The 13,033-nt window shown below is 67.6% G+C and carries 11 protein-coding genes; 7 read left to right on the top strand and 4 right to left on the bottom strand.

From position 1 onward, the window contains the following. Positions 1 to 31 precede the first annotated feature (31 nt). Genes AC1DNE_RS00520 through mdoH form a run of 3 tightly spaced genes read right to left on the bottom strand, consistent with a single transcriptional unit; the run spans position 32 to position 3,609 of the window. Positions 32 to 1,012, bottom strand: coding sequence for a hypothetical protein (locus AC1DNE_RS00520; RefSeq protein ID WP_476840872.1), 981 nt, complete (start codon positions 1,010 to 1,012; stop codon positions 32 to 34). A gap of 12 nt (positions 1,013 to 1,024) precedes the next feature. Continuing rightward, complete coding sequence (locus AC1DNE_RS00515; protein ID WP_441469924.1) at positions 1,025 to 1,783, bottom strand: FkbM family methyltransferase; 759 nt, start codon at positions 1,781 to 1,783, stop codon at positions 1,025 to 1,027. Continuing rightward, positions 1,780 to 3,609 carry a glucans biosynthesis glucosyltransferase MdoH gene (gene mdoH / locus AC1DNE_RS00510; RefSeq protein WP_441469925.1) on the bottom strand — a complete coding sequence of 610 codons (1,830 nt, stop codon included), beginning with the start codon at positions 3,607 to 3,609 and terminating at the stop codon, positions 1,780 to 1,782. The genes AC1DNE_RS00515 and mdoH overlap by 4 nt, the downstream gene beginning before the upstream one ends. 130 nt (positions 3,610 to 3,739) lie before the next feature. Here mdoH and AC1DNE_RS00505 point away from each other — a divergent pair, with 130 nt between their 5' ends. Genes AC1DNE_RS00505 through AC1DNE_RS00490 form a run of 4 tightly spaced genes read left to right on the top strand, consistent with a single transcriptional unit; the run spans position 3,740 to position 7,001 of the window. Further along, a complete protein-coding gene (locus tag AC1DNE_RS00505; RefSeq protein WP_476765014.1) occupies positions 3,740 to 4,663 on the top strand; it encodes a zinc-dependent alcohol dehydrogenase in 924 nt (307 codons plus the stop codon). Positions 4,664 to 4,699: 36 nt separating this feature from the next. Next, positions 4,700 to 5,101, top strand: coding sequence for a 6-pyruvoyl trahydropterin synthase family protein (locus AC1DNE_RS00500; protein WP_476765013.1), 402 nt, complete (start codon positions 4,700 to 4,702; stop codon positions 5,099 to 5,101). Continuing rightward, complete coding sequence (locus AC1DNE_RS00495) at positions 5,098 to 6,162, top strand: glycosyltransferase family 4 protein (RefSeq protein WP_476765012.1); 1,065 nt, start codon at positions 5,098 to 5,100, stop codon at positions 6,160 to 6,162. The genes AC1DNE_RS00500 and AC1DNE_RS00495 overlap by 4 nt, the downstream gene beginning before the upstream one ends. Continuing rightward, on the top strand, positions 6,162 to 7,001 hold the full coding sequence (locus AC1DNE_RS00490; RefSeq protein WP_476840871.1) for a class I SAM-dependent methyltransferase: 840 nt from the start codon (positions 6,162 to 6,164) through the stop codon (positions 6,999 to 7,001). The genes AC1DNE_RS00495 and AC1DNE_RS00490 overlap by 1 nt, the downstream gene beginning before the upstream one ends. A gap of 58 nt (positions 7,002 to 7,059) precedes the next feature. Here the strand turns inward: AC1DNE_RS00490 and AC1DNE_RS00485 are convergent, their stop codons facing one another. Continuing rightward, on the bottom strand, positions 7,060 to 7,623 hold the full coding sequence (locus AC1DNE_RS00485) for a cytochrome b (protein WP_441469930.1): 564 nt from the start codon (positions 7,621 to 7,623) through the stop codon (positions 7,060 to 7,062). Positions 7,624 to 7,865: 242 nt separating this feature from the next. On the opposite strand from AC1DNE_RS00485, the gene ribA reads away from it, so the two are divergent. The 3 genes from ribA to AC1DNE_RS00470 all read left to right on the top strand — a co-directional run bounded on the left by ribA (position 7,866) and on the right by AC1DNE_RS00470 (position 13,026). Then, a complete protein-coding gene (ribA, locus tag AC1DNE_RS00480; protein ID WP_476765010.1) occupies positions 7,866 to 8,993 on the top strand; it encodes a GTP cyclohydrolase II RibA in 1,128 nt (375 codons plus the stop codon). Positions 8,994 to 9,030: 37 nt separating this feature from the next. After that, on the top strand, positions 9,031 to 11,391 hold the full coding sequence (locus AC1DNE_RS00475; RefSeq protein WP_476765009.1) for a hypothetical protein: 2,361 nt from the start codon (positions 9,031 to 9,033) through the stop codon (positions 11,389 to 11,391). A gap of 102 nt (positions 11,392 to 11,493) precedes the next feature. Continuing rightward, positions 11,494 to 13,026, top strand: coding sequence for an MFS transporter (locus AC1DNE_RS00470; RefSeq protein ID WP_441469933.1), 1,533 nt, complete (start codon positions 11,494 to 11,496; stop codon positions 13,024 to 13,026). Positions 13,027 to 13,033: the final 7 nt, after the last annotated feature.

The raw sequence follows: 13,033 nt of genomic DNA, 5'->3' as shown, positions 1-13,033 counted from the left end.
GGGGATGCGTTCCGGTGCGGCCGCTCGGCCGCTACTTCTTGTCCGGCTTCGGGGGCGGGTTCGGATCGGCCGAAAAATGCCGGAAGACCATGTCGGGCGAGGAGGTATTGTGACGCGAGTGGGTGGTGCGCCCCATCCAGATGTCGGTTGCCTTGCCGCCCTGGAACGGCATCAGAGCCTCCTCGCGCCAGCCCTTGGCGCCCGGCTCGCGCACTGCGATGCGGGCGACATCGTTGTTGAACTCGGTCACGTACATGGAGCGCAGCGCAACGAAGGCCCTGCCACCCGTCACCGGCTTGTCGAGCACGGCATCGAGTACCATCCGGTTCTCGTCGACGCTGTCGAGTCTCAGGCTGCCGGCGGACCCGTCCTTGAAATTCAGCTTGAATGTCAGGGTCTTCGGATCGAACTCGATCTCCCGGATGTTCACCACCGGGCGCCCATCCTGCTCGATCGGCCCGAACAGGAAGGAGGAACCGTAGGAGGAGAAGCCGAGATGCTCCGGCGGCAACGGCCGGGCGCGCCAGTAGCCGTCCTGCGGATAGACGACCAGCACCTCGTAGGACTTGTCCTTGCCGAGCTTCCAGAGCTGGACGAGATGCAGCCCCTTCTCCACCCGGTCGCCGACGCGGAAGGTTGTGTCGGCCGGGCGCCAGAACGTCGGGAAGGTGTAGCCGACCAGCCAGTAATCGATCGTTTCCCAGAAGGTGGTGCGGCGCGGCGGGCTCGGCGGCGCAAAGGACGGATCGCCCTTCATGTCGCAATTCGCCCAGTCGGCATCCCAGTTGTCGCGCACCAGTCCGGCGATATAGGCCGGATGCGCCGCTTCGATCTGGAAGCGCCGGACATCGGGTGAAATTGCCTTGATCGTGACGTTGTCCTTCTCGGCGCAGAGCACGGGCTCGGATTCGTTCCTCACCTCGATGGCAACGTCGCCGGCCGCCTGGGCGGGGCCGGCGAAGCAGGCGAGGATCGCGACGAAGGCGGCGGCGCGAAGGCGCGAAAACGTCATGAGGTCTCGATCTCAGTTCTGAAGAATGGCGTAGACGTCGCCCGAATTGGCCGCGTGAGGCAAGCCGCGCAGATAATCGCCCATGGCGTCTGCGGTCGCGGGCTCGGCGAGTTCGAGCCTCTGGCTCTCGCCGATCGCGACGTTGAAGCGATAGGGGCCGAGCGTCTCCAGCACGGCGAGGCAGGCTTCGGCAACTTCGCGCTGGATCGTCGTGAACTCGAAGGAGATCACCGGCACCGCCTTGGTCAGCCCCGCCAGCACATGCGCCTCAAAGCCCTCGACATCGATCTTGAGAAGCTTGGGCAGCCCGTGACGCAGGATCAGCCGGTCGAGCGTGGTGCAGGGCACGCTGATCTCATGGTCCCAGACCTGCCCCTCCCAGCCCCGCGCACCGGCCGCAGCACCGATGAAGGCGGCCGAGGCCGTCGAGACCGTCGGGTTCGCGCTGTTGATCCTGAGGGCGATCGAGCCCTCGTGATCGCCGCAAGCCGCCGCGATCAGCGTCACCATCGGGTCGCGGCGGTGGATCAGGCGGATGACACGAGCCGGTCCCGGCTGCGGCTCCAGCGCCACGACACGCGCGCCGAGCCTGCGGAACGAGGAAATCCGGTCGCCGACATGGGCGCCGATGTCGAAGGCGAGATCGCCGGGGCGCAGAAAGGCCCCGTAGAGCCGGTCCATCGCCGCGTTGCGCTCCTTGTTGCCATGATAGATGCGCAAGCTGCGCGAAAGTGCCTTCACCGTTCCCTTCGGATAGGCGGTGGCGTTCATGCGCCTTCCCCGTCGCGAATGGCGGCCAACACCGGCGGCATGTCGAAATCCTCGGGGATGCCGCAAAGCCCATGGCGGGCGAGCCAGGCGCCGGCTGCCGGCCATGCGGTCAGCATCGCGAAAGGGATCGCCAGCAGATAGCCCGCCGTCAAGGGCAGCGACCAGATCAGCACCAGAGGCGCGAGCGCGCCGAGCGTGACGAAGAGATAGACCCCGAACAGCAGATGCGGCCACAAGCCCGCAAAGGCGGTGGCGAAGGACAGGGCATGGGCATCGCGCGCCTGCCCATTCCAGCCGATCCGGGCTTTGCCGAAGGCGAGACCGATCATGAACAACGTGGTGCGGAAACTCGAGACGGCGCCCTGCAAGAAGGCGAACACGACCTCGATCAGCGCCGAGAACAGGAAACGCGCCGCGCCGCCATAGCGCCGCACGCCGCCCCGCGTCAGCAGGATATCGGCGAAACCCGCGAGCTTGGGCGAAAGATACATCGCCAGGAACGAGACATAGAGGCAGGCGGCCAGCACTGCCGGATAATCGGAGATCGCCTGGTCCTCTACTGCCTTCAGCGGCAGAAGCGCGATCATCAGCGTCCAGGCCGGCAGACCGAGAAACATCAGGATCGCCCAGACGAGCTGGAACCGGCTCATCGGCTTGAGACCGGGCAGGTCGAGCAGCTTGAGATACTGCAGATTGCCGAGGCACCAGCGCAGGTCGCGCTTGGCGAATTCCAGCATGGTTGGCGGATTCTCCTCCCAGCTTCCGCCCTCGACCGGCAGCACGCGGACCTCGTAGCCGGCGCGGCGCATCAGCGTCGCCTCGACCTGGTCGTGGCTCATCACCGCCCCGCCCAGAGGTGGTCCGCCCGGCAGGACCGGCAGATGGCAGTGGTCGCGGAACGGCGCGATCCGCACCAGCGCGTTATGCCCCCAGAACGGCCCGCAATCCCCGCCCCACCAGGCCGAACCCATCGTATAGGGCCGCATGCCGTTGCGCATGCCGAACTGGAAGATGCGGGCGAAAGCGGAGCGGCTGGGCATTCCGACCACCAGACTTTGCAGGATTCCGAGGTTCGGATGCGCCTGCATCATTCGGGCCATGCCGAGGATCGTCTCAGCAGCCATGACGCTGTCCGCGTCGAGCGGCAGCATCAGCTCGTAGCGCTCGCCCCAGCGCTCGCAGAAATCGCGGAGATTGCCGGCCTTGAAGCCGGCATTGTCGGTGCGGCGGCGATAGGTCAGGCGGGCCGGCTCGCCGATCTCCTGCGCCCAGGCGGCTGCCAGGGCCTCCTCGGCGGCGGCAACCGTCGTGTCACTGGTGTCCGACAGCACGAAATAGTCGAACCAGACGCCCTCTCCCGTCGCATCGAGGCTCTCCTTGACCACCTTGAGACGGCGGAAGGCGCGCGCCGGATCCTCATTTCGCAGCGTCATCAGCACGGCCGTACGCAGCGTGAGCGGCCTCGCCCGCTCGCCGGCCGCGGCGAAGGGCGCGACCTCGGCAAGACCATCCTTGCGACCATGGAGCAGCCAAAGCCCGATTGCCGCGTTCCAGAAGCCGAGCACGGTCCAGGGGGCCCCGAAGAGGAAGGCGACGAAGATCACCACATCCGCAGCGGTCCAGCCACCCGCCCCCAGGACCCGAGCAAGCCCAGCCAGCAACAGGGCCAGTGTCGCGAGGTTCAGCAGGAGGACGAGAAGACGCCGCCGCCGAAGAGCGGCTGCGTCCTGCAGGCCGGCCGGCGTCAGGCCGAGCGCTTCGACCTCTTGCGCCACCCGCTGGAACGTGGTCGGACCGGGACGCTGGTTCGTGGCAGTCTCTGTCATGGGGGCAGACAGGCTCGGACGGAGGGCAGACGCGATGGCGCGGGAGCTAAAGCCTGCAACCACGATTGACGCAAGGGCCAAGGCCCTCGCGCTTTGGTATACAGCCCCCCGTGAATGCAAGCTGAATGACGTGGCTCTGCCGGTGCCGGGCCCCGAGGATTGCCTCGTCACGACGCTGTGGAGCGGCCTCAGCCGCGGCACCGAGCGCCTCATATTCGAAGGCCGCGTTCCGCCTTCCGAGCATGAGCGCATGCGCGCACCCTTTCAGGAGGGCAGCTTCCCCTTCCCGGTCAAGTACGGATACTGCGCCGTCGGCCGCGTCGATGCCGGCCCTCATGACCTGCTCGGCCGCATCGTCTTCTGCCTGCACCCGCATCAGGACCGCTTCATCGCGACGCGCGGCAGCCTGATACTGGTTCCGGACAGCGTTCCACCACGGCGCGCCATCCTCGCCGCCAATATGGAAACCGCCCTGAACGCCCATTGGGACGCCGGCTCCGGCCCGGCAGACCGGATCGTCGTGGTGGGCGGCGGCGTCCTCGGCCTGCTCGTCGCCTGGCTCGCCGGCCGCCTTCCGGGAACCGAAGTGACGCTGGTCGATATCGAGCCCGGCCGCGCCGAGCTGGCACGCAAGCTGGGATTTTCCTTTGCCACACCCGATGCCGCCCCGCGGGACGCCGATCTCGTCTTCCACACCAGCGCGACGGCCTCCGGCCTCGCCACGGCCGTGGCCGCTGCCGGGACCGAGGCGCGCATCGTCGAAATGAGTTGGTATGGCGAGGGAACGATACCGGCGACCCTGGGTTGCGCCTTCCATGCGCGCCGTCTCCAGCTCGTCTCCTCCCAGGTCGGCATGGTCGCCGCCTCGCATCGCGCACGCTGGGATCATGCGCGACGGGCGGAAGCCGCCATGGCGCTCCTCGCCGATGACCGGCTCGACGCGCTGATTACAGAGGAGATCGCCTTCCGTGATGCGCCGCAGCGCATTCCGGACCTGCTCGCGCCCGGCGCCGCTGGTCTGACCGCCGCGATTTGCTATGAAGCGCGGTCGTGACCGCGCCCAGCTTCGGGCGTTTCTCGAGGAGATCACATGTTTTCCGTCGAAGTCCGCGACCGCATCATGATCGGCCACTCGCTGCCCGATCCCTTCTTCGGTCCCGCGCAGAACATGCATGGCGCGACCTTCGTGGTCGACGTCGCCTTCTTCCGTGAGGCGCTGAACCGGCAAAATGTGGTCGTCGACATCGGCGCCGCACTCGACGTGCTCGGCAAGACCCTGAAGCCGCTCAACTACCAGAACCTCGACGCCCTCCCGCAATTCGCCGGGGTCCTGACCACCACCGAATTCCTCTGCAAGCACATCTTCGATGCCATGGCCGCCGCCGCGAAATCCGGCGCGCTCGGCGCCGATGGCGCCGGCCTGGCGAAGATCCGCGTCACGCTCCATGAGACCGACCTCGCGCGCGCCAGCTACGAGGGCTCTGTGGCGTGAGCGCCATCATCTTCGCCATCCCCGGCGACATCGACCTGCCGACCGGCGGCTATGGCTACGACCGGCGATTGCTGCGGGAATGGCGCGAGATGGGTATCGAGGCCCGGCATCTGGCCTTGCCGGGCAGCTTTCCCTTCCCCACGGAAGCCGACCTCGCCGCGACGGAACGGCTGCTGGCTGCGACAGCACCGGATGACATCCTGCTGGTCGACGGCCTCGCCTTCGGCGCCTTTCCCGAAGCACTCGCCGCACGCTTCGCCGACCGGCTCGTCGCGCTTGTCCACCACCCGCTCGCGCTCGAAACGGGCCTCGAAGCCGCCCAGGCGATGGCGCTGCGCGCGAGCGAACGCGCCGCTCTCAGCCATGTTCGCTCCGTCGCGGTGACGAGTCCGGCCACCGCGACGGTTTTGAGCGCGGAGTTCGGCGTTCCCGAGAACCGCATTTTCGTCGCCGTTCCCGGTGTCGATCGCGCACCGCGAGCGACCGGCAGCCGTAGCGATCAGCCGCTGCAGTTGCTCGCAGTCGGCTCCCTGATTCCGCGCAAGGGCTATGATGTCCTGATCGAGGCGCTCAGGCGGATCGCCGATCGCGACTGGTATCTCACCATCGCCGGCTCGCCCGACTACGCGCCAGGAACCGCCGCCGCGATCGACGCCCAGATCCGCTCGGCCGGGCTGACGGACCGTATCTTGCTTGCCGGCGCCGTGCGGCCGGAAAACCTCGGTGAACTTTATGACGGTGCTGATCTTTTCGTCATGCCCTCGCTCTACGAGGGCTACGGCATGGTGTTGACGGAGGCCCTCGCGCGCGGGTTGCCGATCGTCTGTAGCCTGAGCGGCGCGGGCGCTGATGCCTTGCCGGCCGATGCGGCTCTCAAAGTGCCGCCCGGCGACGTTGTGGCACTTGCCAAGGCCCTCGCGAGGCTGATTGATGCGCCGGCTGAGCGCCGGCAACGTGCCGACGCCGCATGGGCAGGGGCCGGCGCCTTGCCACGCTGGCAGGACACCGCTCGCATCGTCGCGCGGGCCTGCCACAGAGACGGCAGCCGGGAGGTGGGGTGATGGCTGGTTTCTCTCCGGAATGGCTCGCCTTGCGCGAGCCTGCCGATCATGCGGCGCGCAATCCGCAGGTTCTTGCTACGGTCGGCGCATATTTCTCCGACAAATCTTCGCTCTCGGTCCTCGATCTCGGCTGCGGCGGCGGCTCGAATCTGCGTGCCTCCTACGCCGCCCTGCCCGACCATCAGCACTGGACGCTTGTGGATCACGATGCCGATCTGCTCGCCCATGCGCGCAGCCGCCTGACCCATTGGGCCGACGAAGCCCGCGAGCAGGGCGAGGAACTCGTCCTCGCCAAGGGCGAAAAGCTGATCAGCGTGGATACCCGCCGGGTCGATCTCGACAAGGACCTCGACTGGGTGCTGGGCTGGCGGCCAGACCTCGTGACGGCAGCGGCTCTCTTCGACCTCACCTCGCGGCGCTGGATCGAGCGCTTTGTCGCCGCGCTCGCGAGCCAGCGCCTGCCGCTCTATGCCGTGCTGACCTATGACGGCCGCGAGGGCTGGCAGCCGGAGCACCCCGCCGATACCGGCATCCACGCCGCCTTCGTTGACCACCAGCGTGGCGACAAGGGCTTCGGCCCCTCCGCCGGCCCAGAGGCCTGCGAGATCATGGCCGAGGCGTTCCGCAAGACCGGCTTCGCGGTCTCGATGGGCGACAGCAGCTGGCTGATCGACGGCGCTCGCGCCGATCTGCGCGGAGCCCTGGCCGAGGGCATCGCGGAGGCCGTGCGCGAAACCGGGCGGGTCGACCCAGCGACCGTCGAGGCCTGGCTGGCCGCGCGCCGGGAAGCCGGGTCCGCGCGGATAGGCCATCAGGACCTTTGGGCACGCCCGGTCTGAGGCTCCACCTCGACAGGGAGCTGGATCGCCATCCCGTGTCCGGGCGACACGGGGCGAGCTAGCCGGTCCCCGGCCACATCCGGCGCAGGACGCCATCCTTGCGGATGAAGCGGTGATAGAGCACCGCCGCGATATGCAGAACTGCAAGAGCGCCGAGCGTCAATGCAAGCTTGCCGTGGATGCCGAGCACCCGGTGGGCCGCCGCCTCATTCGGCTGCGTCAGCGCCGGCAGGTTGAACAGGTCGAACACCCTCAGCGCCGGAAACAGCGAAACGCCGGTCCAGCCCAGCAGCGGCACGACGAGGAGCAGCCCGTAAAGCAGCCAGTGGGCGAGGTGCGAGCCGGCCTTCTGCCACCATTCCAGCGTCGGCTCGTCCGCAGGCGCGCCATGCAGAAGACGGTAGATCAGCCGCCCCGCCGTCAGCCACAGCAGCAGGAATCCGGTCAATTTATGAGCGCTGTAAAGGCCGTTGGTCAGCCCGTCCCAGAGGTGCAGGACGTTACCGCGATAGCTCATCGTCACCCCGACCGGGATCATCACGAAAACGGCGATCACGGTGATCCAGTGCAGGCTGCGGGCTGTCGCGCTGTAGCGCTCGCCGGGCGCAATCTCCTTCGACATCGATCGTTCTTCTCCGGGCGTTGCCGCTAGGGAAAGCATTCATCCCACGTTCAAGCTCACCAGCCTATACGACGCTGCTCTGGTCAGGTTCCCGTTCTTGGTTCCTGAGCGCTTGCGCGCCATGGAACCGTGCCCTGACGGGAACGTTGCTGGAAGGGCGGATCAAGAACCCCTATATCGTTCCGTGATGGTGCCTCTGACGCTCCTCGGCCGTTTGCCGGCCCAATCTGACGGACTTCCCGATGCCTGAGTCGCGTACGCTCTTCGGCCCCTCCCTCGAAACTGCTCTCGTGAAGGTGGACCGGGCAATCGCCGAGTTTCGTGCCGGCCGCCCTGTCCTGCTGCGGGACGGTGATCGAAACGCGCTCGCCCTGTCTGCTGAGCTGGCCGAAGAGAGGCTCGTGCAAGGTCTCAATGAGCTCGCGCATGGCTGTGGCCATCTTGTCCTGAGCGGCGCCCGGCTGCGCCGCCTGGGTGCCAAGGGGCGCAGCGAAAGCGGTATTTTTGCCCTGCCCACGATCGATCTCGGCCGCATCGAGACGCTTGCCCTCAAGATCGATGCGCGGATGGACGCGCCGATCGCGCCCGCCTCCGGGCTCGACGAGGCCGCGCTGGAACTGGCCCGCCTGTCCCTCGTCCTGCCCGCGGTCATCGTGGCGCCGGTCAACGCCGCCGACATCGCCGGCGAGCCGCTGGTCGAGGTCACGGTCGATGCGGTCAACGGCTATCGCGCTGAGCAGGCTGCTTCGCTGAAGATCGTCGGCCGCGCGCCCGTGCCGCTCGAAGGGGCGCCGGAGACCGAGTTCGTGGTCTTCCGCGGTGGCGAGGGACTGCGCGATCAGGTTGCGATCATCGTCGGCAAGCCCGATCTGCAGGCGGCCGTTCCGGTGCGCCTCCACTCCGCCTGCCTGACCGGCGATCTCTTCGGTTCGCTGAAATGCGATTGCGGCGACCAGCTGCGCGAGACCGTGCAATGGATGGCGGAGAACAGCGGCGGCATCCTGCTCTATCTCGACCAGGAAGGCCGCGGCAACGGCATCTCCAACAAGATGCGGGCCTACAAGCTGCAGAGCCAGGGCTGGGACACCTATGATGCCGACGAGGTGCTCGGCTTCGACCTCGACCAGCGCCATTTCGATTTCGCGGCGACCATGCTGAAGCAACTCGGCGTCTCCAGCGTCGTGGCGCTCACGAACAATCCGCAGAAGATCGGCGCAATTCAGGCCGCGGGTCTCGAGGTTGCCGCCAGCCAGCGCGTGCTGGGCCGCCCGAACGCCCACAACGTCCGCTACCTCGCCTCGAAGCGCGACCGCGCCGGCCATTTCATCGACATGGACGCGCTGATGGCGCGCGCCGCGCCGACCGATTGACGGCGTTTCCGATTGCGGTCAGGCCAGGCTAATGCCCGTGCCCGAAACGATATCGACCGAAAGCCATCCGACACGCTGGCCACTCGCCAGCGTGTTCTGCATCGTCTTCCTGTGCTGGCTGGCCTTGTCCTGGCCCTGGCTCTCAGGCGCCGTCACCATCCCCTGGGACGCCAAGGCCCATTTCCACCCCCAGCTTCAGTTCCTCGCCGATAGCTGGCATCGCGGGCTCTCTCCGTTCTGGACGCCTTACGTCTTCTCCGGCTCGCCGCAGGTCGCCGATCCGCAGTCGCTGATCTTCTCGCCTTCCTTCGCCCTGATCGCCGCGCTCAATCCCGCGCCCGATTTCCGCTGGAGCGACGGCGCGGTGCTCGGCACGCTGCTCGTCGGCGCGCTGGCGATCGTCCTGATCTTCCGCGACCGCGGCTGGCATCCCGCCGGCGCCGTCGTCGCGGCCCTCTCCTTCGCCTTCGGCGCCGCGGCCGCCTGGCGAATCCAGCATGTCGGGCAGGTGCTGAGCCTCGGCTATTTCGCCGTCACCCTGTTTCTGCTCTCGCGCGCGCTCGAGCGCGGCTCGATCGGCTACGGCTTCGCCGCCGGGGTGGTCTCGGGCTTCATGGTGCTCGGCCGCGACCAGGTCGCGCTGATCGGCGTCTACGTCCTCGCCGGGCTGGTCATCGCCGCCATCCTGATGGCGCGCAACCCCTGGCGCGCCTTCCGTGCGAGCCTGCTGCCGCTGCTTGCCGGCGCGCTCGGCGCCATTCTGGTCGCCACCATCCCCATCCTGCTGACCGCCTTCATCGCGCAGGAATCGAACCGTCCCGCGATCGATTTCGTCGAAGCCGGCAAGGGCTCGCTGCACCCAGCCGCATTGCTCACCGGCCTGATCGCCAATCTCTACGGCGCGGCCGGGCCGCTCGCGGATTTCTGGGGTGCGCCGAGCCCGGCCTGGGAGGCCCGCTTCGGCCCGCTCGGGCTCTTTCTCGCCCGCAATATGAGCGAGCTTTATCTCGGCTTGCTGCCGATGGGGCTGATCATCACCATCGGCCTCGTCCGCGGTGCGCTCTGGCGGCGCGAAATCGTCGCGCTCAGTGGCGCGGCGCTGATCGTCCTGCTCTATGCGCTCGGCCGCTACACCCCCGCCTTCCGGCTGCTGTTCGAGTTGCCGGGCGTCAGCTTCTACCGCCGCCCAGCCGACGCGCTCTTCATCCTCGGCGCCCTGCTCGCCATCCTCGGCGGCTACCTGACCCATCTCGTCATGACCGGCACGGCGCCGAAGGCGCGGCGCTGGCAGATCGCCCTGGAAGCGCTCATCTTCGCCGGAGCGCTCGCTGTCGCCCTCTGGCTCGCCTGGACGGTCGGGCGCATCCCGGTCGCCGTCTCGCCGCTTGTCGTTGCGCTCCTCTGCGGCATGCTCTCGCTTGGAAGCATCGTCGCCGCGCGCGGCCTGGCCCAGCGCGGCTCGGCGCTCGCGGCCACCATCGTCCTGGCTGTAACGCTCGTTGTGGACCTTTCGGCCAATAACGGCCCGAGTGAATCCACCGCCCTGCCGCCACAGATGTATGACGTGCTGCGCAAGAACAGCACGAACGAGACCATCGCGCTTCTCAAGCGCGAAACCGCGCGCACCGCCGCGCCCGACCGGCGTGACCGCATCGAGCTCGCCGCCATCGACTTCCACTGGCCCAATGCCAGCCTCGTCCACGAGCTCGACAACACGCTCGGCTACAACCCGCTGCGGCTCGGCCTCTACAGCAAGGCGACCGGCGCCGGCGACCATGTCGCGCTGCCCGATCAGCGCACCTTCTCTGCCCTGATGCCTGGCTATCGCTCCCTGCTGGCCGACATGCTGGGCCTGCGCTTCATCGCGACCGGCGTGCCGGTCGAGCAGATCGACAAGCGGCTGAAACCAGGGGACCTCCGCCAGATCGCCCGTACCAAGGATGCCTATATCTACGAGAACCCGCGCGCCCTGCCGCGTGTCCTGCTCGTCACCGAGGCGCAGAAGGCCGATTTCGACGCCATCCTGACGAGCGGTCAATGGCCGGCCGGCTTCGATCCCCGCCGAACCGTCCTGCTCGACCGCGATCCGCCGCCGCTTGCCACGGGCGCGATCGGGCCGGCCACGGTCGCAATCCGCGACTACGGCACGACCACGGTGACGCTCGCCGTCGATGCGCCCCGCGGCGGCTATCTCGTCCTCAACGATGTCTGGCACCATTGGTGGCGGGTGGAGGTCGACGATCGGCCGGCGGAGCTGCTTCGTGCCAACGTGCTTTTCCGGGCCGTCGTCGTCCCGCCGGGGAAATCCACGGTGCGTTTCGTGTTCCGCCCGATCGACGGTCTCTACGAGGACATCCTCGCGCGGTTGCGCAATCTCACGGTAACCCGGCAGGGATAACGCACCATCGGGCGCAGGGACCGCTGCCGCCCTCTCCTGCCAGATTCGGCCGCACTCTCATGAGAAATGGCTGGTCCGGATACCAGAGACTGCGAGTGAATTATGACGTCGGCACCCGTTTTGGGCCAGGATGAAGGAAAGGCGACACGCCGCGAATGGCTTGGCCTGCTCGCGATCGCCCTGCCCTGCATGATCTATTCGATGGATCTGACGGTGCTGAACCTCGCCGTACCGACGCTGACCCGCGACCTGAAGCCGAGCGCGAGCCAGCTGCTGTGGATCATCGACATCTACGGCTTCATGGTCGCCGGCTTCCTGATGACCATGGGCACGCTCGGGGACCGCATCGGGCGCAGGCGGTTGCTGATGATCGGCGCCGCCTTCTTCGGAGTGGCTTCAACCGTCGCTGCCTTCTCCAACAGCGCCGAGATGCTGATCGGCATGCGCGCCGTCCTTGGCATCGCCGGGGCGACGCTCGCTCCCTCGACGCTCTCGCTGATCACCGTGATGTTCACCGACGAGAAGGAACGCACCTTCGCGATCTCGATGTGGATCGCGAGCTTCTCGGTCGGCGCCATCATCGGGCCTGTCGTCGGCGGCTTCCTGATCGAGTATTTCTGGTGGGGCTCTGCCTTCCTGATCGCCGTGCCACCGATGCTGCTGCTGCTCGCCATCGGCCCGATTCTGCTGCCTGAATATCGCGCGCCGAACGCCGGCCGCATCGATATCCTCAGCGCCCTGCTCTCGCTCGCGGCGGTGCTCGGGCTTGTCTACGGCATCAAGCACTGGGCGGCGGATGGCTTCGACTGGCAGGCTGCCGCATCAATCATCGCCGGGCTCGGCTTTGTACTGCTCTTCCTGCGGCGACAGGCCCGTCTTGCCGACCCGATGATCGATCTCGCCATGTTCCGCATCCCGGCCTTCCGGGCAGCGTTGGCGATCAACCTCGCCGGCATCCTGTTCATGTTCGGCAGCTTCGTCTTCCTGGCGCAGTATTTTCAGCTCGTCGCCGGACTGACGCCGCTGCAGGCCGGCCTCTGGTCCTTGCCCTCGGCCATCGCCTTCACGCTCGCCTCCTTCGTGACGCCGAGCCTCGTCGGGCGCTTCGCACCAGCGACGCTCATGGCGGGCGGCATGGCGGTCTCGGCGCTCGGCTTCGTCTGGCTCGTCTTTGCCCCGAGCCTCGTGCAGATCGTCGCCGCCTCGGTGGTGTTCTCGATCGGCTTCACGCCGGTGATCACGCTGACGACGGGCATCGTCGTCGGCTCGGCCCCACCGGAACGCACGGGTGCTGCTTCGGCCATGTCGGAAACCAGCGTCGAGCTCGGCGGAGCGCTCGGCATCGCCGTGCTCGGCAGCCTCGGCGCCGCGCTCTATCGCAACCGCATGGCGGATCTCGTCGTGCCCGGCTTCAGCCCGGAAGCGCTGGCTCCGGCGCGCTCGACATTGGGCGGCGCTCTGGCCTTCGCAGCCGGGCTCGCGCCCGATCAGGCCGCGCCGATGCTGGCGCAGGCGAGCGAGGCTTTCATGCTCGGCTTCCGCGCGGCGGCGATCCTCTCGATCGTCGGCATGCTCTTCTGCATCGTCGTCACGCTGACGACGCTGCGCGACGCACGCGCGGGGGACGCCCACTGAGCCGTGG

Source organism: Allobosea sp. 05L423, from assembly GCF_056397745.1.
This window is presented reverse-complemented; position numbering and strand designations above follow the sequence as displayed.

Coding starts and splice junctions, on each gene's coding strand:
- AC1DNE_RS00520 (WP_476840872.1), bottom strand. CDS start 1,012: ATGACGTTTTCGCGCCTTCGCGCCGCCGCCTTCGTCGCGATCCTCGCC.
- AC1DNE_RS00515 (WP_441469924.1), bottom strand. CDS start 1,783: ATGAACGCCACCGCCTATCCGAAGGGAACGGTGAAGGCACTTTCGCGC.
- mdoH (WP_441469925.1), bottom strand. CDS start 3,609: ATGACAGAGACTGCCACGAACCAGCGTCCCGGTCCGACCACGTTCCAG.
- AC1DNE_RS00500 (WP_476765013.1), top strand. CDS start 4,700: ATGTTTTCCGTCGAAGTCCGCGACCGCATCATGATCGGCCACTCGCTG.
- AC1DNE_RS00490 (WP_476840871.1), top strand. CDS start 6,162: ATGGCTGGTTTCTCTCCGGAATGGCTCGCCTTGCGCGAGCCTGCCGAT.
- AC1DNE_RS00485 (WP_441469930.1), bottom strand. CDS start 7,623: ATGTCGAAGGAGATTGCGCCCGGCGAGCGCTACAGCGCGACAGCCCGC.
- ribA (WP_476765010.1), top strand. CDS start 7,866: ATGCCTGAGTCGCGTACGCTCTTCGGCCCCTCCCTCGAAACTGCTCTC.
- AC1DNE_RS00470 (WP_441469933.1), top strand. CDS start 11,494: ATGACGTCGGCACCCGTTTTGGGCCAGGATGAAGGAAAGGCGACACGC.